The organism is Ancylobacter sp., assembly GCF_965249975.1.
Taxonomy (GTDB): Bacteria; Pseudomonadota; Alphaproteobacteria; order Rhizobiales; family Xanthobacteraceae; genus Ancylobacter.
The window spans coordinates 478095-503996 of the sequence record NZ_CBDFNE010000018.1 but is presented as its reverse complement, the minus strand read 5'-3'; the positions used below and the strand labels follow the sequence as shown (position 1 = coordinate 503996).

The following is a 25902-nucleotide window of genomic DNA, read 5'->3' as shown; positions in this document are numbered from 1 at the left end:
CAGCGTTTCCCATCCACCCCTCGATCTGGGGCGGTAAAGTAGCGAAACCGGGAAGTGAAAGATTACAGAAGATTACGGGAGGTATTCGAAGGCAGTGTCACCAGCGAGCCACCGCTCAGGTCAAGATGATGGGCTCGCAGAACTGGTAGCCCCAATTGCGGATCGAGCGCAGCGGATGCGCGCCGCCACCGCAGTGCCGCAGCTTGGCGGAGAGGCGCGACATGGTCACGGTGAGCGCGTTGCGGTTCGGCGCGCGGTCGCCCTGTTCGAGCACGACGGTGATCTGCCAGGTCTCCAGCCGGTGGTCTTGCGCCCGGGCGAAGGCTGCGAGCAGCGCGGCCTCCGGGGCGGAGAGGCTGATTTTACCCTCTGGTCCCACCAGAGTGAGCCGCACCGTATCGAGCACAAGCCCCGTCGGCGTCGGCGCGGCCGGGCGCAGGCGCCGCGACAGCGCCAGAATGGCGGCGGTCAGTTCCTCCAGCGAAACCGGCTTCGGCAGATAGATATCCGCACCGCTCTCATAGCCGATCCGCTTGTCGTCGCTGCGGGTACGGGCGGTCATCATGATGATCCCGATATCGGGATTGGTGACGCGCAGCCTCCGGGTGAGGCTCAGCCCATCCTCGCCGGGAAGATTGAGATCGACGACGACGAGGTCGATGCGCAGCGCCTGCCCCTGCTCGGCGATGGCTTCGGCGCAGTCGAAACCGACCACATGGTGGCCCTCGCCGGTCAGGGCGTTGACGATGGCGGTTCGGAGATCGTCATTGTCCTCGACGACGGCAATGCTGAGCATGGCAACCACACGCTGAAGCGCGCTCTTCCCTCGATGAAATCGTATGTGATCAAACCATCAAGGAGGTCCACGATTCCGTGGACGATGTAAAGCCCCAGGCCGGAGCCGCTCTTGGTGCGCGCGTGTGGGCCCCGGTAGAATTTCTCGAACAGCCGCGCCGGATCGGGCACGCCCGTGCGCCCGCAGGGATTTTCGACCGTGATCCGCACACCGGGGCCGGCCTCGCCCGCCTCCGCCGCAGCCGTCACCTCCACGGTCGAGCCCGCCGGAGAGTATTTCAGCGCATTGTCGATGAGATTGTGCAGCACTGTGGCGATGAGCCGGGCGTCGGAGGTGACGCTGGGCAGTGCCCCGACATGCAGCGCGACGCGGGCGGCCTCGGAACTCGCCGCCACCGCCGCTCGCAGCGCCGCCGCGATATCCACCGGCGCCCGCGCCACCTCAAGACCCTTCTGCTCCATGCGGTCGGCGAAGCTGCAGCGGTCGATGATGCCTTCCATATTGCCGAAGGCGGCCTCGATCAGCCGGCGCGGCTCGCCCGCCACCTTCGCCGTGTCGATGCAGAGGCGGATGACGGAAAGCGGCGTGCGCAATTCATGGGTGAGCATCGCCATGAACCGGTTCTGCATCTCGAACTGCGCCCGCTGCAGCTCGAGCTGGCCGCGCGTGAGATCGAGCGCCAACTGTGCCTCGATGCCGCGCTCGCGCGCTTCCCGCGAGCGCAGGGCCAGCAGCACGAACATGGGCAGGTCGGACAGCAGCCCGTGGATGATGTTGGCGTCGAGGTTCCAGGTCGAGGCGGGCAGCACGCCGAGGATCGGCAGCATGGTGAGCAGGAGAGCCACCGCCTGGATGACATAGAAGACCCGCAGCACGAGCCGGCCGGGCGGTGCCTCGCGGCGCGTGCCGAACGCCATCAGCGGCAGCAGCAGCACGATGAGCGCCACCACCAGGGCGTTCAGCTTCAGCGCCTGCTGGGTGGCGCCGGCCGCCAGCAGGCCGAAGGCGACGACCAAGGCCAGCAGCAGCGCATCGATGCCCCAGCGCGCCAGCGGGATCAGGTCGAACTGGCGCAGCAGCAGGCGGTTGGTCAGCAGCGAGAACAGCGGCGTGGCGATGATCGAAACGCTGGTAAGCATGTCGACGAAGCCCACCGGCGCGTTCGGAAAGATCAGGGCGCCGTAGCCCATGATCAGCACGTTGTAGCTGATGAAGAACAGCTGGTTGACCGCGAAGCAGCCCACCACGATGTCGTGGTTCAGGGCGAAGTCGCTGGCGGTCCAGAACAGGATGAACAGCAGCAGCGCCAGGATGAAGATCTGGCTGACATGGATGTGCAGGTCGCGCAGCGCCGCCACCTGCGGCAGCAGCGCCTCGGCATGCATCAGCGAGGTGCTGGTGGTGGTGAGGCGCAGATAATAGGTGGTCTCCGGTCCGCTTGGCCAGATGGTGAAGCCGAGCGTGACCGAGGGCATCTCGCGTTCGAGGAAGGGCGTGCGGTCGCCGGTGACCTGTTCACGCCAGACGCCGGATCGGCCGGGCACGGGTTCGAACAGGGCGACGCGGTCGAGATAGGTCGGGCGGATGCGCAGCACCAGCGGTCCGCCATCGGCCGGCCCGACGGTCAGCCGCAGCCAGGTGGCGGAGGGCGTGTAGCCGCGCGTGAGAATGGGCGCGACGGGCGCGAAGGTGGCACCGGTCACCTCGTCGATGGTCATGGTGCCGTCGCGGTCCTCAAGCACGGCGCGGGCGATCACATGGTCTTGCGAGTGAATTGTCGCCGTCCAGGCGATGGCGCCGCCACCGCCGACGAGGAGCAGCAGGATGAGCAGGCGGGCGACCGCCGAAAGCGAGGCACGGCGGCTGTGGGTGACGCGCGCCCGCGCGCGCCCGGCGGCCTGTGGCGTCTCAATCCCTGCCGGCTGTTGCATGCCGCTCCGCCCGTCTTCGGCCCGCAATCGGCGCGGCACCCGTCCTTAGATAACCGATCCCAGATAAACCGGGGGGCGCTGCGTTCGCTAGCCGCTCGTGCGCTCTCCCTCGGTGTTGACGGGCGTCAGGGCGTGGATTTCGGCGAGAAGACGGGACGGAATCTGCACGCCCTCACGGCTGCGGGCGCGGGCGGCGTAGCGGCGCTCAGCCGGCAGCCTGACCCCCGGCTGGGCCTTGGCGAGGGCGAAAATCTCGTTTGCGTCAGCGAGGCGTTGGCTCAGCGTGTCGCGGCCGAACATGGCGGGGTCCATGGCGATGAACAGCTCGCCGCCGAGCGGCGGGCCGGAATCGCCATTCTCCACCGCCTTGGCCTGGCGGCTGGTGAGATCGCCGATCAGCGGGCCGGCGATGAGCTCCACCATGAGCGAGAGGGCAGAGCCCTTGTGCCCGCCGAAAGGCAGGAGGGCGCCTTTGAGCGCAGCGGCGGGGTCAGTGGTCGGGGCGCCGTCCGGACCCACCGCCCAGCCCTCGGGCAGGGGCTCGCCCGCGCGGCGCTTCAGTTCCACTTCCCCGCGCGCGGCGGCGCTGGTGGCGAAGTCGAAAATGAACGGCCGCTCCGCCGGTCCGGGCCAGCCGAAGGCGATCGGGTTGGTGCCCATGAGCGGCGCCGTGCCGCCGGCCGGGGCGACGCAGCACTGGCCGACGGTGAAGCACCAGGCCGCCAACCCCGCCTCCACGGCGGGCTCGATATCCGCCCAGAGCGCGGAGAAATGATAGCAGTCATGGATCGCCAACGCAGCGATGCCATAGGTCTTCGCCGCCTCGATCAGCGCCGGGACGCCGGCCTCGATGGCAAGCGGGGCGAAGCCGCGCCGCGCGTCGACAGTGAGAATGACCGGCGTTGTGCGGGTGAGCACGGGCAGCGCCTCGCGCTCCGCCTTGCCGCTGCGCACGCTGTCGACATAGCCGAGCAGCCGGTACAGCCCGTGCGAATGACATTCATCCGCCTGGGCGCGGGTGATGGAACGGGCGATCGCTTCCGCATGCGCGATGCCCAGTCCCGCCGCCCGCAGCGTGTCGCGGGTGAGCGCATGGACCTCGGCAAGGCTCAGCGTGACCAGCGCGGTTCCGGTGCCCGGCGCGTTCATGAAGCGGCTCCCGCTTCCTGGAGAGCGGCCGCTTCCCGCGCGCCCCGCTCGAGCGCCCGCAGCAGGTCGTCATGCACGGTGCGGATGTGCTCTTCCAGGAAGGCGCAGGCGCGCGCCGTCTCGCGCGCGCGGCTGAGGTCGATCAGCGTGGCATGTTCCTCGAACGCGCGCTGCATGCCGGCCATGCCGGACCCCGCAGTATCGCTGAGTTGGACCCGCGTGTAGCGGTCGCTCGACTGCAGCAGCGCGTGGACAATGGAAAGGGAGCGCGGCTGGCCGGCATGGCCATAGAGCGCCATGTGGAATTCCGCGTTCAGCTGGCCCCAGCGGCTGAGATCCTGCGCCGCGGTGGCCGCGGCCATCTGCTGCTGCATGTCGTCGAAGCGGGCGAAATCCGCAGTGGCGAGATGAGGGATGGAGCGGGCGAGCAGGCGGGGTTCCAGCAGCATGCGCAGGCCGAACACGTCGTTGATCTCGTCGGCCGAGAGTTCGGAGACGATCGCGCCCTTCTGCGGCACGATCCGCACGAGCCCTTCCGCATCGAGCTGGAACAGCGCCTCGCGAATGGGAATGCGGCTCACATTGAAGGTGGCGGCCAGCGCATCCTGCCGCAGCTGGGCGCCGGCGGGATAGGTGCCGTCCAGTATGGCGCGGCGCAGCTGATCGAGGATCGCCGCCGACAGGGTTCGATGCTTGAGAAGCGGGTTCATTTACCTTCGGTCGCGCCCCGAATAATGACCCAAACATATTGACGGATATAATTTATAAAATCTACGATCACAAAAAACAGGGGAACGGGTATATGACGCACACCAACGGCATTGCTGCCGGTGGCCGGCCCTTTTGTGCCGTCACCGCAGCGTCGGAAGCCCTTCTGGTCATGGAGCGCTTCGCCATTGGCAGCCTGATGGCGCTGCTCACCGGGCTGATCCTGCTCAACGTCGTCACCCGCTACAGCCACGTTCCGCTCTACTGGATCGACGAATCCGCCATCTTCACCACCGTCTGGCTCACCTTTCTCGGCGCTTCCGCCATGTCGCGGCTGCGGCTCGATTTCTCGATGACCATTCTGACCGAGCGCCTGCCTCCCTCGGCGGTGAAGGCGATGCGGGTCCTTGCCACGCTCTGCATTCTCGGCTTCGGCGTGGCGCTGGCGGTGATGTGCTGGCTGTGGATGGACCCGGTCGGCATTGCCTCGGCCGGTTTCGATGCGCGCGAATATGGCGGGGCGACGTTCAACTTCCTCTATACGGAGCGTACCCAGACGCTGAACTGGCCGAGCTGGGTGGTCTATCTCGTGATGCCGCTCTTCGCGCTCACCCTCATGGTGCATAGCGCGGCCAATCTGCTGGAGGATCTCGGGCTGGCCCGCCCGCCGGACCGCAGCGGTATCGGCCTCAGCAATGCCGAGGAGGTCGCCTGATGCTGACCGGCGCCGCCTTCCTCGCCTTCCTGCTGATCGGGGTGCCGATCGGCATCGCCATCTGTCTCACCGGCGTCGTCTTCATCCAGGCCTCCGGCAATCCGGTGCTCTATCAGAGCTTCCCGATGCAGATGTTCGGCTCGGTCGACAATTACGGGCTGATCGCCATCCCGCTGTTCATTCTCATCGGCGAGATCATGAATGGCGGCGGCATCACCCGCCAGATCATCTCCATGACCATGGCCTTTGTCGGCTCGCTGCGCGGTGGCCTCGCCTATGTGAACATGCTGGCCAACATGTTCGTCTCCTCCATCCTCGGCTCGGCGACCGCGCAGGTCGCGATCATGGCGCAGATCATGGTGCCGGAGATGGAGGCGAAGGGCTATGACAAGACCTTCGCCGCCGGCCTCACCGCCTATGCCGGCATGCTGGGGCCGATCATTCCGCCCTCGATCATGTTCGTGATGTATTCGGTGCTGGCGCAGGTGCCGGTCGGCACCATGCTGGTGGCGGGGCTGATCCCCGGCATCGTGCTCACCGCGATGTTCTGCGTCGTCATCGCCATCATGGGCTATGTCTACAATTACCCGCGCGGTGACAGCTTCACCCTGCGCGAGCGCGTCGCCACGGTGGTGGCCTGCGCGCCGACGCTGCTGATCCCCATCGTCATCGTCGGCTCCATCCTCACCGGCCTCGCCAACCCGACGGAATCCGCCGCCGTCGGCGCGCTGGCCTCCGTGCTGGTGGGGCGGTTCTGGACGCGCGAATTGTCCCTGTCGCAACTGCCGCGCATGCTTGTGCGGGCGGGCGTCTATTCCGGCATCGTGCTGTTTCTTGTGGCCGCGGCCGGCGTGCTGTCCTGGGTACTGGTCTTCGCCAAGGTGCCGCAGGAAGTGGCGCTGTGGATCCAGTCCATCGCCACCGGCCCGGTCAGCTTCATGCTGCTGGTCAACGTCATCCTGCTCGTTATCGGCACGGTGATCGACGGCGCGCCGGGGTTGATCATGACGGTGCCGATCCTGCTGCCGATCGCCACCGAGGTCTATCACATCGACCCGGTGCAGTTCGGCGTGGTGGCGGTGGTCAACCTGGTGCTCGGTTTCCTCTCGCCGCCCGTGGGCCTGTGCTTCTTCGTGGCGGCGGCGGTGACGGGGGCCAAGCCCGGCAAGATGTTCATCGTCACCCTGCCGTTCTTCTTCGCCGCCTGCCTGCTGCTGGTGCTGCTCTCGATCTTCCCCGGCCTCTCCACTGCTCTCGTTCGCTGAACCCTTCCAGCCGAAAGGACCGCCCCGATGATCTCCCGCCGTACCCTGCTCGCCGCCGCTGCCGGCGCCACCCTGCCGCTCGCTGCCCCCGGCGTGCTGCGCGCCCAGTCGCGCGATCTGCGCCTCGGCATCATCACCCCGCCCGGCCATCCCTGGAACAATGCCGCGCTCAAGGTCGCCGAGGTGCTGAAGGAGAAAACCGGCGGCAAGCTGACCATGACCGTGTTCCATGCCGGCCAGCTCGGCAATGAGGGGGCGATGATGCAGCAGCTGCAGACCGGCGCGCTCGACATGGCCTTCCTGCAGGCGGCCGAGGTCGGCAACCGGGTGCCGAACGTCGCCGCCATCCTCGCCCCTTACGTGATCCGCTCCACTGAGGCCGCCGCCAAGCTGGTGCGCCAGCCCATCGCCATGCAGATGCTGGAGCCGCTGCCGAAGGAAACCGGCACGCTCGGCCTCGGCTGGGGCATCACCTCGATCCGCGTGGTGTTCTCGGCCAAGGAGATCGACGGCATTGCCGGGCTCAACGGCATGAAGCTGCGCATCAACACCACGCCGGCCTTCCGCGACTTCTATTCGCTGCTCGGCGCCGCCCCGACCCCGATCCCGACGCCGCAGGTCTATGACGCCATGGCCAACGGGCAGGTGGACGGGCTGGAGGCCGATCTCGACTTCTCGTGGAACCAGCGTTTCGACAAGGTGTCGAAGGTGCTGATGCGGATGGACGCGGTGTTCATGCCCTTCATCGCGCTGGCGTCGGGCAAGGCGTGGCAGACGCTGTCTACCGAGGACCGCGCGCTGATCACCGCCGCCACCAAGGAAGCGCTGGCGGTGCAGGTTGACCAGACCGTGACCAATGCGCCCAAGCTCATCAAGGATTTCGAGGGCACCGGCATCAAGATCGTGGTGCCGCCGACCGCCGACGCCGCGCCGATCATCGCCGAATACGACAAGATTTGGACGCCCAAGGCGCCGATCCTGCCCGAGCTGCGCAAGATCGGCGCCACGCTGGGCTGAGATCTGGTTGCCGCTTGAAACGAAAGAGGCGCCTCGCGGGGCGCCTCTTTTTTGTGGCTCACCACGTCATCCTGAGGCGCGAGCGATAGCGAGCCTCGAAGGATGCTGAAGCCGAGGGTGCTTTGCGTGAGCCTCCTTCGAGGCTCGGGCGATGCCCGAGCACCTCAGGATGACGGCGTGCGGATTCAAGCCCCGTCAGTCCTGCTTCCACACCGGCCAGGTGTCGGAGAGCCGGTAGCCGGTCGGCCATGGGTCTTCGGGGTCGACCATCAGCTGCGCGGTGTGCGTCACCCAGGCCCGGCCCATGATCGAGGGCAGGATCGCCGGGCGCCCGCCGAGCGTCGTCTCGCCCTCGATCCGGCACTCGAAGCGGGAATCGATGATCGAGCGGCCGATGAAGGTCTCGCCCACGTTCAGCTGGCCCTTGGCATGCAGCACCGCCATGCGGGCCGAGCAGCCGGTGCCGGTGGGGGAGCGGTCGATCTTGCCGGGGCGGATGGCCACCGCATTGGCGCCGGTCTTCACCCCGTCCACCTCCACCACGGGCGCGGCGAACTGGCAGAAGGAAATGTGGTTCCAGTCGGCATTCTCAGGGTGCTGGAAGCCGAGCTGGCGGTTCGCCGCCTTGACGATGCGCATGCCCGTTTCGGCGAGGTCCTTCGCCTCGTCCGGGCGGATCGAAAAGCCGAGTGCATGAGCGTCGACGATGACGAAGCTGTCGCCGCCATAGGCGGTGTCGACGGTGAGCGTGCCGAGCCCTTCCACTTCCAGCGAGGCGTCGAGCTTGTCGGCGAAGGAGGGGTGGTTGCGCACCTTGATCCGCTCGGCCTTGCCATTGCGGCAATAGGCCGTGACCTCGATCAGCCCGCCCGGCGCCTCCAGCACCATATGCGTCTCCGGCTCGGTCATCGGCACGAGGCCGGTGTCGAGCAGCACGGTGGAGACGCAGATCGAGTTGGAGCCGGACATGGGCGGCGTGTCTTCCGGCTCCATGATGATGAAGGCGGCCGCCGCCTTCGGGTCCTTGGGCGGCACCAGCAGGTTCACATGGCGGAACACCCCGCCGCGCGGCTCCTGCAGCACGAAGTTGCGCAGATTGTTGTCGGAGGCGAGGAAGCGCGACTGCGCCCACACCGTGTCGCCCGGCGGCGGCGCCACGCCGCCGACGATCACGTCGCCAACCTCGCCCTCGGCATGGCAGCCGACAATGTGGATGATCTTGCTGGAGCGCATGGGGGCCTCGCGTGAACAGAGCAACGTCATCCTGAGGCGCCCGGCCGTCGGCCGGGCCTCGAAGGATGCTCGTTGAAGAACATCCTTCGAGGCTCGCTGCGCGCGCACCTCAGGATGACGGTGCGCGGCGGGAAAGTCGTCGTGGCGCGTTCAGCCGATCACCACCACCGGGTCGCCGAGCACGTCGAACAGCGGGGTGATGCCGAGCCCCGGCGCGTCGGCGGCGGTCATGAAGCCGTTCTCGCGCTTGGGCGCGCCGCTGGCGATGTCCACCGTGCCATAGCTGTTGAAGTCGGTGGCGGAGAAGGTGAACTCCTCCGGCGTCGAGCGGGCGAGATGGGCGATGGTGGCGGTGACGATATCGCCGCCCCAGGTGTCCTCGATGGTCATCGGCGTGCCGGAGGCGACGCAGATGTCGCGCATCAGCCGCGCCTTGGTCAGACCGCCGACCTTGGAGATCTTCAGGTTGATGATGTCCATCGCATCGTCCGCCAGCCCCTTCATCAGCGTGCCGACGCCGTCGATCACCTCGTCGAGCACGAAAGGCCGGGCGGTGCGGGCGCGCACCGAGAGGCATTCCTCGTAAGTGGGGCAGGGCTGCTCGATATAGACGTCGAGATCGGCCACTTCCGCGCAGATGCGCGCCGCTTCCGCCCGGGTCCAGCCGGTATTGGCGTCGGCGACGAGAATGTCGGAGGCGTCAAGAATGTCGCGCGTGGCGCGGATGCGGTCGATGTCCTGGTCGGCATCGCCGCCGACCTTTAGCTGGAACTTGGTGTAGCCCTCGGCCTTGTAGCCGGCGATCTTTTTCGCCATCACGTCAGGAGCCTCCTGCGAGATGGCGCGGTAGAGCGCGACCTTTTCCTGCGCGGCGCCGCCGAGCAGCTTGTAGACCGGCAGGCCCGCCACCTTGCCGAGAATGTCCCAGCAGGCAATGTCGATCGGCGCCTTCACATAGGGGTGGCCGCGCAGCACCGCGTCCATGTGCCGGTTCAGCACATTGAGGTCGGTGGGGTCGAGGCCGATCACCTTCGGGCCGATTTCCTCCAGCCCGGCGCGCACGCCATGCGCATAGGCCGGAAGGTACGCCGAGCCCAGCGGGCAGCATTCGGCATAGCCGGTAATGCCGGCATCGGTTTCCACCGCCACCACGGTGGAATCGAACACCTCGATGAAATTGCCGTTCGACCAGTTGTAGCGACCCTCCCGCAGCGGGAGCCCGACCTTGTAGGCCTTGATGCCGGTGATCTTCATGGCGTGTTTTCCGTTGTCTGCCGTTGCGGTCCGCGTTCAGCCGTTATCCTGAGGTGCAAGCGCAGCGAGCCTCGAAGGATGTTGAAACAGATGGCGCCCTGCGTGAGCCTCCTTCGAGGCTCGGGCGAAGCCCGAGCACCTCAGGATGACGTCGCGCCCGGCATTGTTCACACCACCACGAAGCCGTGCGCGAACGGGTCGCGGTCGTCGATGAAGATGGTGTTGTAGCCGGTCATGCGCGCCCAGCCGCCGATAGAGGGGATGATCGCGTCGCGCTCCCCCACCTTCACCGCCGCCTCGACCCGGCCCTTGAACAGCGAGCCGATGATGCTCTCATGCACGAAGTCGTCGCCCACCTTCAGCTGGCCGAGCGCGGCGAGATGCGCCATGCGGGACGAGGTGCCGGTGCCGCAGGGCGAACGGTCGATCGCCTTGTCGCCATAGAACACCGCGTTGCGCGCATGCGCTTCCGGGTGCCGGGCGGCGCCGGTCCAGAGGATGTGCGACAGGCCGCGAATCTCCGGCTTCTCCGGATGGACGAACTCGTATTTCTCGTTCAGCGCGCGGCGCAGCGCCGGGCTCATGCCCACCAGTTCGCCGGCGGTGAAGTCCGCCATGTCGCGGAAGGCGTCCTGAGGCTCGACGATGGCGTAGAAATTGCCGCCATAGGCGACATCCACCGTCACCTCGCCAAGGCCGGGGCACTCGGCGGTCAGCCCGCGCGCATAGAGGAAGGCCGGCACATTGGTGATGCGCACCTCTTCCACATGCTGCCCGACCTGTTTGTATTCCGCCTTCACCACGCCGGCGGGAGTGTCGAGCATCAGGACGCCCGGCGTCTTCGGCGTCACCAGCCCGTGCTCGATCGCCATCGTCACCGTGCCGATGGTGCCGTGGCCGCACATGGGCAGGCAGCCGGAGGTCTCGATGAACAGGATGGCGACATCGCAATCCGGCCGCGTCGGCGGGTAGAGGATCGAGCCGGACATCATGTCGTGGCCGCGCGGCTCGAACATCAGCCCGGTGCGGATCCAGTCGAACTCGCGCAGGAAATGGGCGCGCTTCTCGATCATGGTGTCGCCGACGAGGTTCGGCCCGCCGCCGGCCACCAGCCGCACGGGGTTGCCGCAGGTGTGGCCGTCTATGCAGAAGAAGCTGTGTCGCGCCATGGGTCTACTCGTCAGAAGCGGTCGGGGCGGAAGGGGTCGAGAGGAATGGAGGGCCGGCGCCCGGCCACGAGGTCGGCGATCAGCCGTCCCGTCGCCGCGCTCTGGGTCAGGCCGAGATGGCCGTGGCCGAAGGCATAGAGCACGCGCGCCGAAGCGGTGGCGGGGCCGATCACGGGCAGCGAATCCGGCAGCGAGGGGCGGAAGCCCATCCATTGCTTGCCGCCTTCGGTGCGCAGGCCGGGCAGGAAGCGCGCCGCCTTGGTCAGCATCGCCTCGGAGCGCTTGAAGTTCGGCGGCGCCTTCAGCCCGCCCAGCTCCACCGCGCCGCCGACGCGGATGCCGGTGGAAAGCGGCGTCACCACGAAGCCGTGGCCGCCAAAGGTGAGCTGGCGGCGCAGGTCGAAGGCGCCCGGCGGCAGGGTGGTGTTGTAGCCGCGCTCGGTCTCCAGCGGCACGGAATCGCCGAGCGACTTTGCCAGCGGGCGCGACCACGCGCCGCCGGCAATCACCGCCCGGCCGGCCTTCAGCAGCTTGCCGTCGGCCAGGCGCAGCTCGACGCCGTCCGCCGTCGCCGTGACGCCGACCACCTCGCCATGAACCAACCCGGCGCCCCGCGCCATAACCGTGCGGAACAAGGCGAGCGCGAAGTGATAGGGGTCGCTCACCGTCTGCCAGTGCGGGGTGAAGGTGCCGACCGTAAAGCGCGGCGACAGGCCGGGCTGAAGTTCCGCCAGCCGCGCGCCGCGCACATGCTCGAAGGCGATGCCCTCGCGCGCCCGCGCCTCCCAGCCCGGCATCGCCGCGCTCAACTCGGCCTCGCTTTCATAGAGCTGGAGATTGCCATCGGCGCGCAGATGCTCGGCAAGGCCGGCCTGGGTCACCAGCGCCTGCATGGCGGTGGCGGCAAAGCGCATGAGGTTGCCCTGCGCCGCGATCGAGGCCTGGTAGCGGTCGGGCAGGCTGGCGCGCCAGAATCGGATCAGCCACGGCGTGATCTGTGGGAGGTATCGCGGGGGAATGGTCAGCGGGCCCAGCGGGTCGAGCAGCCATTTCGGCGCCTTGCGCAGCATGCCGGGCGAGGCGAGGGGGAGAATGTCGGTAAAGGCGAGCGCGCCGGCATTGCCATAGCTCGCCCCTTCCGCAACGCCCCCGCGCTCGACCAGACGCACCCGGTGCCCCTCGGCCAGAAGATGGAACGCGGCGGAGAGGCCGACAATGCCGGCGCCGATGATGACGATGTCGTTCTGGGGGGAGGCTGAGGGCACGTTTTTGACCGACCTCGTGGGAGAGGGCATCCCCCGCCATGTCAGCGGGGGATGAGAAGGTGAGGAACACCAATCGGCGTCATCCTGAGGTGCCCGGCGTGAGCCGGGCCTCGAAGGATGCGTGCCGGGCGGGCCGGGAGCCCATCCTTCGAGGCGCGCTGCGCGCGCACCTCAGGATGACGGCGCTACGAGGCCGGTGGCCAGGGCGTCGTACGCCTGAGGCGCGCACGGTTTGCCGCCCTCACGCCGCTTTGGCGAGGGTCGGGCGGGTGGCGAGGGCCTCGCGCACGATCTTCTCCACCTTGGCGCGCTGCTCGCCTTCCAGCGGCAGGCGCGGCGCGCGCACGCGCTCGGTGGTGCCGGTGACCATGGCTTCGACCAGCTTGAGGTTCTGGACGAGATAGGTCGACACGTCGAGGTCGAGCAGCGGGCGGAACCAGCGGTAGATCGCCAGCGCCTCGTCATAGCGCTTGGCCTTCATCAGCCGGTAGATCGCGACCGTCTCCTCGGGGAAAGCGACCACGAGACCGGCGACCCAGCCCACCGCGCCGAGCGCCAGCGCCTCATAGGCGAGATTGTCGACGCCGGTGAAGATGTCGTAGCGGTCGCCGAAGGCGTTCTGCAGTTCCACCGTGCGGCGGATGTCGTCCGAGGATTCCTTCACCGCAACGAAGCGCTTGTCCTTGGCGAGTTCGGCCATGATCTCGACGGTCACGTCGACGCGGTAGGCGACGCGGTTGGAATAGATCATGACAGGCAGGTCGGCCGCCTGCGCCACCGCGGAGAGGGTGGCCACCGTCTCCTTCGGGTTGGTGTGGTAGACGAGGCTCGGCACCACCATCAGCCCGTCGGCGCCAGCCTGGGCGGCGCGCTTGGCGAGGTTTGCGCAATCGCGGGTGGCGGAATCGGCAATGGTCATCAGCACCGGGCGCTTGCCGGCGACCGCCTTGGCGGTCTTCAGCACGGCGAGGCGCTCGTCATGCGAGAGCATCGGGCCTTCGCCGAGCGAGCCGTTGACGATGATGCCGTCGACGCCGGCGTCGATCTGCAGGCCGAAGCTACGCTCCATCTCCTTGTGATCGAGCGTGTCGTCTTCGTTGAACTTGGCGGTAACGGCGGGATAGACGCCCTGCCACATGGGAATGCTCCTTAAGTGTCGTGCGAATGCGCGAAGGGATCAGAGGACGGATTTGAGGAAGTCGATGGTTTCCGGCTTTTGCGGATTTCCGATGACCTGGGCGGGGGGGCCGATCTCGTGGATCTTGCCCTTGTGGAAGAAGGCGACGCGGTCGGAGACCTCGCGGGCGAAGGCGATCTCGTGCGTGACGACGATCATGGTCATGCCCTCGGCGGAGAGCGAGCGCATGGTGTCGAGCACCTCACCGACGAGTTGCGGGTCGAGCGCCGAGGTCACCTCGTCGAACAGCATGTAATCGGGCGACATGGCAAGCGCACGGGCGATGGCCATGCGCTGCTGCTGGCCGCCGGAGAGACGTGAGGGATAGACCTTCAGCTTTTCCGACAGGCCGACACGGGCGAGCTTGTCCACCGCGATGGCCTCGGCCTCGGCCTTCGACTTGCCCAGCACCTTGCGCGGCGCCAGCATCACGTTTTCCAGCACGGTGAGATGGGGGAAGGCGTTCCACTGCTGGAACACGATGCCGATCTTGCGGCGCAGCTTGTTGAGATCGGTGCCGCGCGCGTGAACGTCGGTGCCGTCGACGAGGATGCGGCCGGAATTGATCGGCTCAAGCCCGTTGATGCACATGAGCAAGGTGGACTTGCCCGAGCCGGACCCGCCAATGACGGAGACGACCTCGCCCTTCTCGACGGTCATGGTCACGCCCTTGACCACTTCGAGCGAGCCGAAGGATTTGTGAACGTCCTGTATTTCGATCGACATACAAAAACCTCAGCGTCTCAGTCGTTCTCGCGCCAGCGCTTTTCGAGGCGGGCGCCGAGGCGGGCGATGGGGAAGCTCATCAGGAAGTAGATCAGCCCGGCGATGGAGAGCACGAAGAGCGGCTCCTGGATGCGGGTGACGATGACCTGCGAGGAGCGCAGCAATTCGACGACGCCGATCCACCACACCATGGCGGTGTCCTTCATCACGCCGAGCGTCAGGCCGATCCAGCTCGGCAAAGCGACGCGGAGCGCGATGGGGAACACGATCTCGGTCAGGTCCTGGCGCCAGGAGAGGCCGAGCGAGCGGGCGGCGCGGCGCGTGGTCGTGGGCACGGCGAGGAAGCCGGAGCGGACGATCTCGGTGCAATAGGCCGACATGTACAGCGCCAGCACGACGCAGCCGACGGTGAACGGCGCCCAGTGCAGGCCGATAATGGTCTTGAACGAATTCGCCACCACCAGCTGGATCAGCAGCGGGATGGAGCGGAACACGTCGAGAATGGCGCCGAGCGGGGCATTCACCCACCAGGGCGAGATGGCGCGGATGACGCCGAAGACGACGCCGAGCAGCGTGCCGCCGAGCACCGCCCAGAAGGTGAGCATCAGCGTGACGCCGGCGCCCTTCAGCATGAAGAGGAGGTCGTTGAAGGAAAAGCTGGTCTCGAACAGCGAGGAGAACATGGCGCGCCTCCTCTCAGTAGCGGAACAGCCGCCACGCCATCAGGCGCGCGGAGAGGGTGACGAATTTGGCGAGCAGGTAATAGATCACGGCGGCGAGCGCGAAATATTCGAAGGTGCGGAAGGAACGCACATTCAGGTCCTGGGTGACGCCGGTGAGATCGTTGTTGAGGCCGACAATGACGCCGAGCGAGGTCATCAGGATCGCCCACACCATCTGGTTGGTGAGGGGATAGAAGACGATGCGGAACATCTGCGGCATTACCACCAGGCGGAAGGCCTGGAACTGCCCCATGCCGAGCGAGCGGGCGGCGCGCACCTGCGTCGGCGGCACGGCGCGCAGGCCGCCCCGGAAGGTCTCGGCGAGATAGCCGGCATTGTTGAAGGTGATGCCGGCGAGCAGGGCGACGAAACTGTCGAGATGGATGCCGAGCGAGCCGAGGCCGAAATAGGCCATGTAGATCTGGAACAGCGACGGGGTGTTGCGGGCCAGCTCGATCCAGGTCGCGGCGGCCGCGCGCGCGGCCCGGTAGGGCGAGGCGGTGCCGAGCGCCAGCAGGATCGCGAAGGCGACCCCGAGCAGCATGGAGAGCACGGCGATCTCAAGCGTGACCAGCGCGCCCCACAACATGTCGGGCAGGGCGCGGAACGCCGGCAGCCAGTGGAAAGTGTAGTTCATGGGTCGCGCCAGTCCGGCTCGGTCGGAAACTGCAAGGGGGATAGTCGTTTGTCGTCCCAGGCCGCGACGACGCGCGGCACGGGGGCTCGTTCGCAAAGGCCGCGGACGATCCCGGAGCGGCCTGGCGGCCGTCCGGGATGACGCGGTTCCGGCTCAGCGATAGACGCCGGGCACCGTCAGGTCGGGGGCGGCACCGAGGCCGATCCACTTGTCGTAGAGCGCCTTGTAGCGGCCGGTGCGGACCTGCTGATTGATGAACAGGTTCAGGTAGTTGATGAGGCCCTGCTCGTTGCGCAGGGCGATGAGGGCGACATAGTCGATGTCATAGGGGGCATCGCCACCCATCATCAGGCCCTTATACTTGCCTTCCTTCACAATCGCGGCGGCGACGGTGGAGGTGACGACGGTGGCATCGATCTGGCCCTGGGCGAGGGCGAGGAACACGTCTGCCTGCGTCTGGTAGCCACGGAAGGTCGTCCCCGCGCCCCACGCCTTCACGTCCTTCTCAAGCGCCAGCGCTTCGAAGGTGCCGGCGACCGAACCGGTCTTCTTGCCCTTCAGGCTGTCGTAATCCTTGATGCCGAGGCCGTCCTTGGTGAGCACGACCATCTTGAAGGCGAAATAGGGGATGGTGAAGCCGGCGGTCTTGGCGCGCTCCAGCGTGTCGGAAGTCGAGGCGACGCCGACATCGACGCGGCCGGAGATCAGCGCCGGGATACGGTCGGGGAAGGGGGTCTCGACGATCTCCGCCTTCACGCCGAGCGCCTTGGCGAGATCGTTGCAGTAATCGACGTCGAAGCCGATCGGGTTGTTGTTGGCATCGCGCGAGCCCATGGGCGGGAAGTCCAGCACCACCGCGCAGCGCAGCGTGCCGGAAGCGATGATGTCGTCGAGCTTGTCCGCCTGCGCGGGCAGAGCGGCGGCGAGCGTCAGCGCCGCCGCGGCCAGAATGCCGAATCCCTTAGCCATAATGGCTCTCCTCTGGAGGAAGCTGTCTTCATTGTTGATGGCCGGCGGCGCCTTTGCGGTGTCCAGGCCGGCGACGGAAAGGAGCTTCCAATTTTTGGATCCAAGTTGCAATATCCATTTTACGATCGCGGTGCGAATTTTACCTGTGCATGTCAGGTAGAATCGCGGACGACAAAGCGGCACGCTGCCGGAAGCCGGATTTCGGCTGAATCGGCGCCGGGTTTCGGGAGGCAGGCAGGTGAAGGTGAAGGCGACGGACATCGCGCAGATGGCATCCGCCTCGGATGTCATTTTCGACGCGCTGCGCCAGGCGATCGCCAAGGGCGACATCGCCGAGGGCCAGACCCTGCGGCAGGACCATATCGCCCGCATGTTCAATGTCAGCCGCATTCCCGTCCGCGAGGCGCTGACCCGGCTGGAGGAGCAGGGGCTGGTCTCCACCCAGCGTTATCGCGGTGCCGTCGTCACCACACTGTCCACCGACGAGATCCGCGAGATCTTCCAGTTCCGCGCCCTGCTGGAGCCCGAGGTGCTGCGCTATTCGGTGGAGCGCATGTCGGACGAGGCGCTGGAGGCGGCCAAGCGCTTCGCCCATGCCTTCGCCACCGAGACCGATTCCTCGCATTGGGGCGAGCTCAACCGCAGCTTCCACTACAGCCTCTATGAGGCGTCCGGCCGGCCCTACTACCTGCAGACCATCAGCGCCGCGCTCGACCGCGTCGACCGCTATCTGCGCGCCCAGCTGGTGCTCACCGACGGCATGGCCCGCGCGCGCCGCGAACATGAGGGCATCCTGCTCGCCTGCATCCGCCGCGATGCCGAGGAGGCCGCCGAACTCACCCGCCAGCATATTCTCGGCGCCTGCGTCTCGCTGATCGATTTCCTCGAGCGCACCCGGGCGGCCGACGAGACCGCGTCATAGGGGAAACGCCCTGTCAGGCGGCGGAAGGTGGATTGCGTCCCCGTTCGCGGTGCGCCAGTCTTGCCGGCCCGTGGCGGCCATCGCCGTGGCGCGGCTGAGTGTGGGCGAACGGTGGGTAGATGAAGCGGCTCATGCGGTCGGCGGTGGCCGGTCTTTCTCGGCTCGTCGAGCGCGGTTCCGGCTCAAGGCTGCTGCTCGTCCGCGACAGCGACCTGCACGCCCTTCCCGAGCGCATGCATCTGCGGCGTTTCGTCGAGCATTTCGCCATCGACTGCATTTTCGATGTCGGTGCCAATAGGGGCCAATACGCGACCATGCTGCGCCAGCAGGTCGGCTATGAGGGGCTCATCGTCTCCTTCGAGCCCATTCCCGAATGCGCCGACCATGTGCGTGCGCTGGCGAAGGGCGACCCGCTGTGGCAGGTCGAGGAGGTGGCGCTGGCGGACCGTGTGGGCATGGACAGCTTCAACATTATGGCGTCCCACCAGTTCAGTTCGCTCGCGTCTCCCGACCATAGCGGCGTCGATATCTTCCAGGAAACCAACAGGGTCGTTCGCTCCGTCACGGTCAAAGTCGACCTGCTGACGAACTACTACCGGATCTATCGCGAGAGGTTCGGCTTCACGCGGCCTTTCCTCAAGCTCGATACGCAGGGCGGCGATGTGAAGGTCGTCGCGGGCGCCGCCGACATCATGAGCGCGTTCGTCGGCCTGCAGAGCGAACTGTCGGTCATCAAGATCTATGATTCAGCCACGCCCTATGACGAGGCGATCCGCTTCTACGAATCTCTGGGCTTCCGGCTGAGCGCCTTCGTTCCCAATAATTACGGTCATTTCCCCAGTCTCGTGGAAATCGACTGCATCATGTACAATCCAGGCTTCACCGCTTCACCGCCCGCCGGCTGAGCCCGGCCGCCGCGCGCCCTCTACGCGGCGCAGCGGGACGGATCGGCGAGCGATGCCCGCCGTCCGGTTTCCGTGAGGGCGATCAGCGCCCCGAACCGCAAAGCCTCGAACGCGCCGAAATCCGGGGTGGTTCCGATCAGCAGGCTCACGGCGAAAGCGGGAAAGAACGACCATTTCAGCGCGCTCGCCAGGCCTTCCCGGCGCTTCTCGCCCCGTGGTGCGGGCGTCAGCAGCAGCCGCGCGACGAAGCCGAAATAGAGGATGAAACCAGCAAGGCCGGTGCTGGCGAACAGCACCACGGCGAAGTTGGAGGCGCGCGTCGAGCCGAGGCCGACGCCGACGAGATAGCTGTCCAAACCGGCCTGCAGCGACCGCGTCGTCCAGCTGCTGCGCTCCACATAGGAATCGGTCTGGGTCTTGCTGAACACCACCTCATCGAGCCGCTCCATGACCGGCTCGAAGACGCCGGGTGTGATCATGACTGCCGCTGCGGCGAAGCCGATGATGGCGAGTGCGAGGAAAAAATCCTCGCGCACGCCGCTCTGGGAGAAGCGCGGGCGGTTGATCCGGAAGGCGCGGGTGAACCAGTCGAGGCCGATCAGCAGGGCGAGAACACCGAGGCCCACATAGCCGGCCGAAGAGGTGGAGGCGACCACCAGGACCGCCAGGGCGATGATCAACGCATTGAGGCGCAGCGACTGCGCCCGATCGTCGACGATGCCGCGCAGGAAATACAGGCAGGCCAGCAGGCTTAGCGCCAGAGCGCCATAGGCGGAGGCCTCCGGCATCAGGCCGGTGATGCGCGGGGCGCCGTCGCTGATGCTGGCCTTGTCGAGCAGGGCGTAGCCGGCGGTCTTGAAGGGATCGAGAACCGGGTCGAGCGGGAGTGTGGCGGAGAGATAGCTGAGGGCGCCGGTGATGATGGTGACGACGGCGCTGACCATCAGCCCGCGCAGGATCAGCCCCTGGTGGCGCGGGATGCTGAAGAACCGGGCGAAGGCGAAGACCAGCAGCACGGAGAGGGTGAGATAGCCGATCTGCGACAGGTTCTGCAGGGTCGGGCGCAGCAGCGCGATTCCCAGAAAGGCTTCCGCCATCGGCACCACGGCGACCTGGCCGGCGAGGAGGCGGGGGGCGAACAGCGTCACCAGCAGCGCCACCGTCCAGAACAGCGTCAGCAGCCGGCCGGGCGGGCGCAAGGCCAGGGTCAGCAGGTCGTCAATGCCGTGCCGGCGCAGCAGAAACTGCCGCAGCGCGAACAGTGCGCCGGCGACAGGCGCCGCCAGAATCGAAAGGCCACCGGTGAGCTGTGTCGGGATGACGGCGAACATGCCGAAAGGCAGCATGGCGAAGAACAGCCACAGCAGGAGCTGGCGGCGCGAGAACAGACCCCACAGCGCGAGCGCCCAGAAGCCGGCGAGGGCCAGCCCGTTCATGGCGGGCTCCGGCCGCGGCTGGCGGCGACGGCGTCGAGGACGGAAAGCAGGCGCATTGCGGCGGCCTGCCAGGTGAAGCGGGCGACGAAGGCGTGACCTTGCCGGGCAAGATGCGCGCGCAGGCCGCTCTCGTCGCGCAGCCTCAGCAGCGCCGCCTCCCAGGCGGAAGGATCGTGCGGGTCGGCCTGCAGCGCGCCGGGGCCGCACACTTCCGGCAGGGCGCCGCAGGGCGCGATCACCGCCGGCGTTCCCAGCATCAGCCCCTCCACCGGCGGCAGGCCGAAGCCCTCGGTGAGCGAGGGGGTGCACACCGCCAGCGCGTTTTCCTGCAAGGCGCGCATCTCGCCATCATTGACATAGCCGGGAAAGACGACATTGGCGCCCGCCGTCACCCCGGCGGCGGCAAAGGCCGCGCGTCCGGCGCCGCCGACCAGCACCAGGGTCATTCCCGCCAGCGCCGGGCGGGCGAAGGCGCGGACCAGCAGCGGGATGTTCTTGTGCGGCATGAGATTGGCGAGGGCCAGCGCGTAGCCGTGCGGCGCCAGCCCGAGCCGGGCGAGAATCTCGGTCTGCGGCTGCGCCCGCAGCACGTGGTCGGCGCCATTGGGAATGACATGCACCCGCTCCGCCGGGGCGAGGCCGAGGCCGACCAGTTCGGACCGCGCGAATTCCGACACGGTCAGCAGCCCCAGCTGCCGCCGGCCGGCCAGGCGGATATTGGCCTTGAGGGTGGCGCGGAATGCCAGAGAATAGGAGGAAGGCGTGGTAAAAACCTGCGCGTCATGAACCATGGTCAGGCCGTTGCGCAGCAGCAGCGGGCTGCGGGCGGCGAAGCTGATCAGCAGCCGGCCCCCGGCGGCGCGCGGCAGGTCGATCTGCTCCCAAATGTTGCCCGTCCGACTGCCGACCTGCTCGACCGGCAGTCCCACATCGAGCGCGCGCGCATTGGGCGGGGCCAGCACGCGCATCCGCCAATCCGCGGGATACGCGCCCGACGCTCCCAGCGCGGCAAGGGCGCGGCTCAGCCGCTCCGCCACCGCATAGGTCGCGGCCGGCGGGCCGGCGAGAAAGCGCCCATTGATGCAGATGTCCACGCGCCCTCCCGCTCAGCCCGGCGCGACAGTGTCGACCACCTCAAGCAGCCGCCTGCCGGCGGCCTGCCAGGTGAAGCGGGCGACGAAGGCGTGACCTTCCCGGGCAAGATGCGCGCGCAGGCCGCTCTCGTCCCGCAGCCTCAGCAGCGCCGCCTCCCAGGCGGAGGGGGCGTGCGGGTCGGCCTGCAGCGCGCCGGGGCCGCACACTTCCGGCAGGGCGCCGCAGGGCGCGATCACCGCCGGCGTTCCCAGCATCAGCCCCTCCACCGGCGGCAGGCCAAAGCCCTCGGTGAGCGAGGGGGTGCACACCGCCAGCGCGTTTTCCTGCAAGGCGCGCATCTCGCCATCGTTGACATAGCCGGGGAAGACGACATTGGCGCCCGCCGTCACCCCGGCGGCGGCGAAGGCCGCGCGTCCGGTGCCGCCGACCAGCACCAGGGTCATTCCCGCCAGCGCCGGGCGGGCGAAGGCGCGGACCAGCAGCGGGATGTTCTTGTGCGGCATGAGATTGGCGAGGGCCAGCGCGTAGCCGCGCGGCGCCAGCCCGAGCCGGGCGAGAATCTCGGTCTGCGGCTGCGCCCGCAGCACATGGTCGGCACCATTGGGAACGACATGCACCCGTTCCGCCGGGGCGAGGCCGAGCCCGACCAGTTCGGACCTCGCGAATTCCGACACGGTCAGCAGCCCCAGCTGCCGCCGGCCGGCGGCGCGGGCCTGCCACTGCCCTGCCAGCCTTCCCGAAAAAGCGTACGACCGAGGCGCGGTGAAGGCCTGGGCGTCGTGCAACAGGGTCAGGCCGTTGCGCAGGACGAGGGGCGAGCGGTTGCACAGGTTCAGCAAGACGCCCCCGCGTGCATGCCAGGGCAGTGAAATCTGTTCCCACGCCGTGCCTTTCAGACGGCCCACGGGACGGGCCGGGATACCGGGATCGTTGGCGAGTTGCGCAGGACCCGGCGGCACCAGCAGGCACAGTTCCCGGTCGGAGATAAGAGGCGCGAGGGCCTTCACCAGCTCCAGCGCCACCCGATGCACCGCCGTCGGCCCGGCAGAGATGAACTTGCCGTTGATGAACAGCGGGGCCTTGCCGGCCATGCCTACAGCTCCAGAATGCGGCGCGGATCGGCACCTCCGATGAGAATATCACGCACCGCCAGCCAGTTTCCCGTCAAGCGCCCCTTCCGGTCAATCCACGGCTCCGGCCGCAGAGCCCGCGCCGTATTGGCCGCCAGGCTGCGCAGCATCAGCCGACAGGCGAAGCGGGTCGGCATGGAGCCCTTACGCCAGAGATACCAGGGATTGGCGATCTGGCTGTAGCCCAGCCGCCGGCCATTGCGTTCCCGTCCGGCCTTCTCGCCGCAATGCACGCCATAGAATGCATCCGTATAGACCAGCCGGCCTCCGAGCCGCCCGCCGAAGTCGATATCCTCCTGCCAGCCATAAAGCGGCAGGTTCTCGTCGAAGCGCGTGGCGCCGATCGACGCGCGCCGGTACGCCATGTTGCAGCCATAGAGGCCGGGATGCGGCGCCGACACGCTGAGCGCCGGTTCCTCGCCCCGCGCATCCTCCGCCTCCACCAGTTCCACTGCCGTGCGGGGCGCGATGCCCGGGCCGTTGATGCCGTCCGCCAGCAGGCGGCCGCTCGCCCCGTCTATGCCGCCATGTGTGGCGAAGAAGCGCGCCACGCCGGCCACCAGTCGGCGCGAGGGAACATAGTCGTCATCGAGGAACAGCACGATATCGATATCGGCCGGCAGCCCATCGATCCCGCGGTTGCGCTGCTGGCACAGGCCGCGCGGCCCGAAGATCCTGATCAGCGGGAAAGGGTAAGGGCGCTCCGGCGGCGCGTCGGCCGGCGTCTCCAGCGACAACAGCACGCAGGCCGGGAGCCGGCTCTGCAGCGCCAGGCGGTCCAGCAGCGTCTCCACATTCCGCGCCCGCCCGAGCGTCGCGACGACGATGCCGACGGAGAGCTCTCCGCTCGCCTTCATCAGCGTCGGCCCTTGCGGCTGTTGAAGAGGGGCGGGGCCGAAGCCGGTTCGTCGATGATCATGGCGCATCTCCGGTGAGGCGGTCGGCGAGCTGGCGCCATTGGCCGAGAACGAGCTCGCGATCGAACTGGGCGAGATGGGCCCGGCTGCGGGCCGCACGTTCGCCCCGTTCGGCCGGGGGCATCAGCGCCAGGGCGCGCATGCCCGCCGCGATCGCGTCCACATCCGTGGCGTCCGCGCGCAGCGTCGAGGGGCCGCCGACCTCGGCGAGAACGCTGCTTTCCGTCACCAGACAGGGCAGGTCGTGCTCGATCGCCTCGATCACCGGCATGCCGAAGCCCTCCAGCCGGCTCATCAGCACGAAGCCGCTGGCATGGCGATAGAGCCAGCGCAGTTCGGGCTCGCCGGCATAGCCGCGCAGGATGACGCCCTCGGTCTTCATGCCCAGCGCAATGGCTTCATCCGCACCGGGCTCGTGCCCGCCCGCCAGCACATAATGCCAGCCCTGGGCGGCGAGGCCGCTGCGGGCGAAGGCCTCGATGCAGAGCGCTTGGTTCTTGCGCCGGCCGAGGCTGCCGACGGTGAGCAGAAACGGGGTGCCGTGATCGGCGGGCGGCGACGCCGACGCCGCGGACATTTCCTGCCGCACAGGAATGTAGATGACGGTGGAGGAGGGATAGTCCTCGCCAAAAAGCGCGTGGAACGCCTGCTGCGAGGTGCGGCTGACGAACACCATATGCGGCCGTGCCGCCCGGATCGCCGCATAGGCACCGGCGTAAAGTTCATCGACGCGGGGGGCGAACTGGTCGGGGTGGGTCAGCGGACCGACATCGTGGCACAGAACGATGTCCCGCTCCTGCAGCCGGTGGCGCAGCACGCTGAGCGGATCGAGATGGAGCGTGGGATGCGGTGTCCGAACCCGGGGCAGCGGCGCGGCAAGGCGGGGATCGAAGGCGCGCGCCATCGTCTCCCAGTGCGTCAGCCGCCCGGCGAGGCGGCGGCCGAGATCGCTGCGGGGGAACTGCCTCAGCCGGCCATAGCGCACCGAGGCGACACGCGCGCCGAGGGTGGCGATGATTTCCCGGCCGAGAAACAGCTTCCCCGTCCGGTCGTTGAAGGCGAGGGAGAAGTCGACATCAAGAGGCATGCGGCCCGCGCGCCCGGCTGGAGGGGATAGCGGGGCGGCCAGGCGGGAACGGAACAGGCGGGCGCATCGGCTCAATGGGCATTGCGGTGGATGATGACGCGGACGGTAAGCAGCAGCACCTTAACATCCATCCAGAGCGACCAGTTATTAATGTATTCGAGGTCTGCGGCCACCCGGGCCTCGATGTCCCGGCGGCTCTGCGTGGCGCCGCGCAGGCCGCGGATCTGGGCGAGGCCGGTCAGGCCCGGTTTCACCGCATGGCGGCTCCAGTAATCGGGAACCAGTTCCCAGAACAGCGCGCCGTCCGCCCGGGAACCCAGCGCATGTGGACGCGGCCCGACCAGGCTCATATTGCCGATCAACACGTTGAGAAGCTGCGGCAGCTCGTCGATGCTGGTGCGCCGCAGGAAACGCCCGACGCGGGTGACGCGGCCGTCGCTACGCGAGGCGGAAACCTGCCCGGTGGCGTCGGTCGCCTCGCGCCGCATCGTCCGCAATTTGAAGCAGCGATAGGGGCGGTTGTTGCGCCCCACCCGCTCCTGCACGAAGAAAGCCGGGCCGGGGCTATCGAGCTTCACCAGCAGGGCGGCAGCGAGAATGGTCGGGGCCGCGGCCACGAGGAGAGGCAGGGTTACGGCGAGATCGAACACCCGCTTGGTCAGACGCTCGGTCAGCGAGAGCGGGCCGCGCGACACCAGCAGGGTTGTCTGCGTGTTCCAGCGTGACAGCGACAGCGGCTCGAACCGGCCAAGATCGACCACCACCTCGCTTTCGAAGCCGCTCAGCCGCATCGCCTCGGTCCATTCGAGCCGCTCCCGTGCGTCCGAAAACGCCAGGATCACCCGGTCGGCATAGCCGATCGTCTCGCTGAGGGCGGCGAAGAAAGCGGGATCGTCGCGGCGCGGCGTCAGGCCGGTGCCGCCCACCTCCACAAAGGTGGTCAGCTCATCGCCTCCGGGCGCCTCGGTGTCGCGTCGGTCGGTGAGCACCACCAGGCGCGGCGCGACGATGGGGAGCAGCCAGCTGCGCGTCAGCAGGGTGGCAACCAGCCGGCCCATGCCGATCAGCGCGAATGCCAGCAGAAAACTGTAGCCGATTTCCAGGCGCGAGAGCAGGCTGCCCACCTTCAGCGCGAAAAGAGCGGTGAGGAACAGGCCGGCGGTGATCAGCAGGGCCGTGAAGCTGGCGGAGAGGGCCCGGCTGAGCGAGGTCGCCGCCGGGATCGCATAGGCCCGCAGGCTCACCGCCGCCAGCAGATAGGTAGGGGCCAGAAAGAAGAAGATCTGCCAATTGCCGTCAAAGGGTGAGCCATGGCGCAGCGCCGCGCCGGCCAGGCAGCTGCCGGCGAGGGCGAGCAGGTCGGTGGCGGCGAGCGAGAGCGTGAGGCAGACGCGCAGGGAGTCGCGGTAACGCGTCAACCGATCGGGCGCGGGTTCCGTCGGCGGTACGCTGGCGGCCGCCTCGCGGATGCCGCCATAAGCGCCGAGGACCTCCATGCGGCTGCCTTCCTTGCAATGCTTGCCGCGATGGGGCGGCGATCACCGCTCATCAGCCGGCAAAGAAACCGTTTAAGTGCCGTGTCGCGGTGCGCCATGACGTGTAGACGGCGACGCGCCGCCCGCGCCCCCGTCTGCCTTCAGGACCAAGCCGGTGTGCGCTCCGACCCCGTCGATGGGG

The 25902-nt window shown here is 67.7% G+C and carries 24 protein-coding genes; 5 read left to right on the top strand and 19 right to left on the bottom strand.

All coding sequences use genetic code 11. The annotated features are described in order from the left end of the window. Positions 1–115: 115 nt before the first annotated feature. The 4 genes from ACP2AH_RS15295 to ACP2AH_RS15280 all read right to left on the bottom strand — a co-directional run bounded on the left by ACP2AH_RS15295 (position 116) and on the right by ACP2AH_RS15280 (position 4586). On the bottom strand, positions 116–796 hold the full coding sequence (locus ACP2AH_RS15295; RefSeq protein WP_425106588.1) for a response regulator transcription factor: 681 nt from the start codon (positions 794–796) through the stop codon (positions 116–118). Beyond that, entirely contained in the window at positions 733–2727 is a 1995-nt protein-coding gene (locus ACP2AH_RS15290; RefSeq protein WP_425106587.1) for a 7TM-DISM domain-containing protein, read from the bottom strand. The genes ACP2AH_RS15295 and ACP2AH_RS15290 overlap by 64 nt, the downstream gene beginning before the upstream one ends. A gap of 87 nt (positions 2728–2814) precedes the next feature. Beyond that, entirely contained in the window at positions 2815–3876 is a 1062-nt protein-coding gene (locus ACP2AH_RS15285) for an Ldh family oxidoreductase (protein WP_425106586.1), read from the bottom strand. After that, complete coding sequence (locus ACP2AH_RS15280; RefSeq protein WP_425106585.1) at positions 3873–4586, bottom strand: GntR family transcriptional regulator; 714 nt, start codon at positions 4584–4586, stop codon at positions 3873–3875. The genes ACP2AH_RS15285 and ACP2AH_RS15280 overlap by 4 nt, the downstream gene beginning before the upstream one ends. A 92-nt stretch (positions 4587–4678) precedes the next feature. Between ACP2AH_RS15280 and ACP2AH_RS15275 the strand changes: the two genes are divergently transcribed. Genes ACP2AH_RS15275 through ACP2AH_RS15265 form a run of 3 tightly spaced genes read left to right on the top strand, consistent with a single transcriptional unit; the run spans position 4679 to position 7581 of the window. After that, positions 4679–5299, top strand: a complete 621-nt coding sequence (locus ACP2AH_RS15275; protein ID WP_425106584.1) for a TRAP transporter small permease — start codon at positions 4679–4681, stop codon at positions 5297–5299. Beyond that, positions 5299–6564, top strand: coding sequence for a TRAP transporter large permease (locus ACP2AH_RS15270; RefSeq protein WP_425106583.1), 1266 nt, complete (start codon positions 5299–5301; stop codon positions 6562–6564). The genes ACP2AH_RS15275 and ACP2AH_RS15270 overlap by 1 nt, the downstream gene beginning before the upstream one ends. 27 nt (positions 6565–6591) lie before the next feature. Continuing rightward, positions 6592–7581, top strand: coding sequence for a TRAP transporter substrate-binding protein (locus ACP2AH_RS15265; RefSeq protein ID WP_425106582.1), 990 nt, complete (start codon positions 6592–6594; stop codon positions 7579–7581). Positions 7582–7776: 195 nt separating this feature from the next. Here the strand turns inward: ACP2AH_RS15265 and ACP2AH_RS15260 are convergent, their stop codons facing one another. The 9 genes from ACP2AH_RS15260 to ACP2AH_RS15220 all read right to left on the bottom strand — a co-directional run bounded on the left by ACP2AH_RS15260 (position 7777) and on the right by ACP2AH_RS15220 (position 16733). Further along, positions 7777–8814 (bottom strand): trans-3-hydroxy-L-proline dehydratase, encoded by a 1038-nt coding sequence (locus ACP2AH_RS15260; protein ID WP_425106581.1) that lies wholly within the window; start codon positions 8812–8814, stop codon positions 7777–7779. A 150-nt stretch (positions 8815–8964) separates the two neighbouring features. Further along, positions 8965–10068 carry a cis-3-hydroxy-L-proline dehydratase gene (locus ACP2AH_RS15255; RefSeq protein ID WP_425106580.1) on the bottom strand — a complete coding sequence of 368 codons (1104 nt, stop codon included), beginning with the start codon at positions 10066–10068 and terminating at the stop codon, positions 8965–8967. A gap of 167 nt (positions 10069–10235) precedes the next feature. Continuing rightward, a complete protein-coding gene (locus ACP2AH_RS15250; RefSeq protein ID WP_425106579.1) occupies positions 10236–11237 on the bottom strand; it encodes a 4-hydroxyproline epimerase in 1002 nt (333 codons plus the stop codon). 11 nt (positions 11238–11248) lie between these two features. After that, complete coding sequence (locus ACP2AH_RS15245; RefSeq protein ID WP_425106578.1) at positions 11249–12532, bottom strand: NAD(P)/FAD-dependent oxidoreductase; 1284 nt, start codon at positions 12530–12532, stop codon at positions 11249–11251. Between the two features lie 211 nt (positions 12533–12743). Beyond that, a complete protein-coding gene (locus ACP2AH_RS15240) occupies positions 12744–13640 on the bottom strand; it encodes a dihydrodipicolinate synthase family protein (RefSeq protein WP_425106577.1) in 897 nt (298 codons plus the stop codon). Between the two features lie 39 nt (positions 13641–13679). Next, complete coding sequence (locus ACP2AH_RS15235; RefSeq protein ID WP_425106576.1) at positions 13680–14405, bottom strand: amino acid ABC transporter ATP-binding protein; 726 nt, start codon at positions 14403–14405, stop codon at positions 13680–13682. Positions 14406–14422: 17 nt separating this feature from the next. Beyond that, entirely contained in the window at positions 14423–15076 is a 654-nt protein-coding gene (locus ACP2AH_RS15230; protein WP_425107048.1) for an amino acid ABC transporter permease, read from the bottom strand. A gap of 25 nt (positions 15077–15101) precedes the next feature. Next, positions 15102–15764 (bottom strand): amino acid ABC transporter permease, encoded by a 663-nt coding sequence (locus tag ACP2AH_RS15225; protein WP_425106575.1) that lies wholly within the window; start codon positions 15762–15764, stop codon positions 15102–15104. A 153-nt stretch (positions 15765–15917) separates the two neighbouring features. Continuing rightward, positions 15918–16733, bottom strand: a complete 816-nt coding sequence (locus ACP2AH_RS15220; RefSeq protein ID WP_425106574.1) for a transporter substrate-binding domain-containing protein — start codon at positions 16731–16733, stop codon at positions 15918–15920. A 238-nt stretch (positions 16734–16971) separates the two neighbouring features. Here ACP2AH_RS15220 and ACP2AH_RS15215 point away from each other — a divergent pair, with 238 nt between their 5' ends. Both ACP2AH_RS15215 and ACP2AH_RS15210 read left to right on the top strand, forming a co-directional pair. Further along, a complete protein-coding gene (locus ACP2AH_RS15215) occupies positions 16972–17655 on the top strand; it encodes a GntR family transcriptional regulator (RefSeq protein WP_425106573.1) in 684 nt (227 codons plus the stop codon). A gap of 119 nt (positions 17656–17774) precedes the next feature. Further along, complete coding sequence (locus ACP2AH_RS15210) at positions 17775–18560, top strand: FkbM family methyltransferase (protein WP_425106572.1); 786 nt, start codon at positions 17775–17777, stop codon at positions 18558–18560. 20 nt (positions 18561–18580) lie between these two features. Here ACP2AH_RS15210 and ACP2AH_RS15205 read toward each other — a convergent pair whose 3' ends face one another. The 6 genes from ACP2AH_RS15205 to ACP2AH_RS15180 all read right to left on the bottom strand — a co-directional run bounded on the left by ACP2AH_RS15205 (position 18581) and on the right by ACP2AH_RS15180 (position 25721). Then, the gene (locus tag ACP2AH_RS15205) at positions 18581–19996 is read right to left on the bottom strand and encodes a hypothetical protein (RefSeq protein WP_425106571.1); all 1416 of its coding nucleotides are present in this window, start codon (positions 19994–19996) and stop codon (positions 18581–18583) included. Next, positions 19993–21090, bottom strand: a complete 1098-nt coding sequence (locus ACP2AH_RS15200; RefSeq protein ID WP_425106570.1) for a glycosyltransferase family 4 protein — start codon at positions 21088–21090, stop codon at positions 19993–19995. The genes ACP2AH_RS15205 and ACP2AH_RS15200 overlap by 4 nt, the downstream gene beginning before the upstream one ends. A gap of 12 nt (positions 21091–21102) precedes the next feature. After that, the gene (locus tag ACP2AH_RS15195) at positions 21103–22182 is read right to left on the bottom strand and encodes a glycosyltransferase family 4 protein (RefSeq protein ID WP_425106569.1); all 1080 of its coding nucleotides are present in this window, start codon (positions 22180–22182) and stop codon (positions 21103–21105) included. Between the two features lie 2 nt (positions 22183–22184). Continuing rightward, positions 22185–23078 (bottom strand): glycosyltransferase family 2 protein, encoded by an 894-nt coding sequence (locus tag ACP2AH_RS15190; protein WP_425106568.1) that lies wholly within the window; start codon positions 23076–23078, stop codon positions 22185–22187. A 58-nt stretch (positions 23079–23136) separates the two neighbouring features. Further along, complete coding sequence (locus tag ACP2AH_RS15185) at positions 23137–24225, bottom strand: glycosyltransferase (RefSeq protein WP_425106567.1); 1089 nt, start codon at positions 24223–24225, stop codon at positions 23137–23139. Positions 24226–24296: 71 nt separating this feature from the next. Beyond that, positions 24297–25721 carry an exopolysaccharide biosynthesis polyprenyl glycosylphosphotransferase gene (locus ACP2AH_RS15180; protein ID WP_425106566.1) on the bottom strand — a complete coding sequence of 475 codons (1425 nt, stop codon included), beginning with the start codon at positions 25719–25721 and terminating at the stop codon, positions 24297–24299. Between the last annotated feature and the right edge of the window lie 181 nt (positions 25722–25902).

Excerpts from the sequence above, each read along its gene's own strand:
- ACP2AH_RS15295 (WP_425106588.1), bottom strand. The coding sequence starts at position 796 with ATGCTCAGCATTGCCGTCGTCGAGGACAATGACGATCTCCGAACCGCC.
- ACP2AH_RS15290 (WP_425106587.1), bottom strand. The coding sequence starts at position 2,727 with ATGCAACAGCCGGCAGGGATTGAGACGCCACAGGCCGCCGGGCGCGCG.
- ACP2AH_RS15285 (WP_425106586.1), bottom strand. The coding sequence starts at position 3,876 with ATGAACGCGCCGGGCACCGGAACCGCGCTGGTCACGCTGAGCCTTGCC.
- ACP2AH_RS15280 (WP_425106585.1), bottom strand. The coding sequence starts at position 4,586 with ATGAACCCGCTTCTCAAGCATCGAACCCTGTCGGCGGCGATCCTCGAT.
- ACP2AH_RS15275 (WP_425106584.1), top strand. The coding sequence starts at position 4,679 with ATGACGCACACCAACGGCATTGCTGCCGGTGGCCGGCCCTTTTGTGCC.
- ACP2AH_RS15270 (WP_425106583.1), top strand. The coding sequence starts at position 5,299 with ATGCTGACCGGCGCCGCCTTCCTCGCCTTCCTGCTGATCGGGGTGCCG.
- ACP2AH_RS15265 (WP_425106582.1), top strand. The coding sequence starts at position 6,592 with ATGATCTCCCGCCGTACCCTGCTCGCCGCCGCTGCCGGCGCCACCCTG.
- ACP2AH_RS15260 (WP_425106581.1), bottom strand. The coding sequence starts at position 8,814 with ATGCGCTCCAGCAAGATCATCCACATTGTCGGCTGCCATGCCGAGGGC.
- ACP2AH_RS15255 (WP_425106580.1), bottom strand. The coding sequence starts at position 10,068 with ATGAAGATCACCGGCATCAAGGCCTACAAGGTCGGGCTCCCGCTGCGG.
- ACP2AH_RS15250 (WP_425106579.1), bottom strand. The coding sequence starts at position 11,237 with ATGGCGCGACACAGCTTCTTCTGCATAGACGGCCACACCTGCGGCAAC.
- ACP2AH_RS15245 (WP_425106578.1), bottom strand. The coding sequence starts at position 12,532 with ATGCCCTCTCCCACGAGGTCGGTCAAAAACGTGCCCTCAGCCTCCCCC.
- ACP2AH_RS15240 (WP_425106577.1), bottom strand. The coding sequence starts at position 13,640 with ATGTGGCAGGGCGTCTATCCCGCCGTTACCGCCAAGTTCAACGAAGAC.
- ACP2AH_RS15235 (WP_425106576.1), bottom strand. The coding sequence starts at position 14,405 with ATGTCGATCGAAATACAGGACGTTCACAAATCCTTCGGCTCGCTCGAA.
- ACP2AH_RS15225 (WP_425106575.1), bottom strand. The coding sequence starts at position 15,764 with ATGAACTACACTTTCCACTGGCTGCCGGCGTTCCGCGCCCTGCCCGAC.
- ACP2AH_RS15220 (WP_425106574.1), bottom strand. The coding sequence starts at position 16,733 with ATGGCTAAGGGATTCGGCATTCTGGCCGCGGCGGCGCTGACGCTCGCC.
- ACP2AH_RS15210 (WP_425106572.1), top strand. The coding sequence starts at position 17,775 with ATGAAGCGGCTCATGCGGTCGGCGGTGGCCGGTCTTTCTCGGCTCGTC.
- ACP2AH_RS15205 (WP_425106571.1), bottom strand. The coding sequence starts at position 19,996 with ATGAACGGGCTGGCCCTCGCCGGCTTCTGGGCGCTCGCGCTGTGGGGT.
- ACP2AH_RS15195 (WP_425106569.1), bottom strand. The coding sequence starts at position 22,182 with ATGGCCGGCAAGGCCCCGCTGTTCATCAACGGCAAGTTCATCTCTGCC.
- ACP2AH_RS15190 (WP_425106568.1), bottom strand. The coding sequence starts at position 23,078 with ATGAAGGCGAGCGGAGAGCTCTCCGTCGGCATCGTCGTCGCGACGCTC.
- ACP2AH_RS15185 (WP_425106567.1), bottom strand. The coding sequence starts at position 24,225 with ATGCCTCTTGATGTCGACTTCTCCCTCGCCTTCAACGACCGGACGGGG.
- ACP2AH_RS15180 (WP_425106566.1), bottom strand. The coding sequence starts at position 25,721 with ATGGAGGTCCTCGGCGCTTATGGCGGCATCCGCGAGGCGGCCGCCAGC.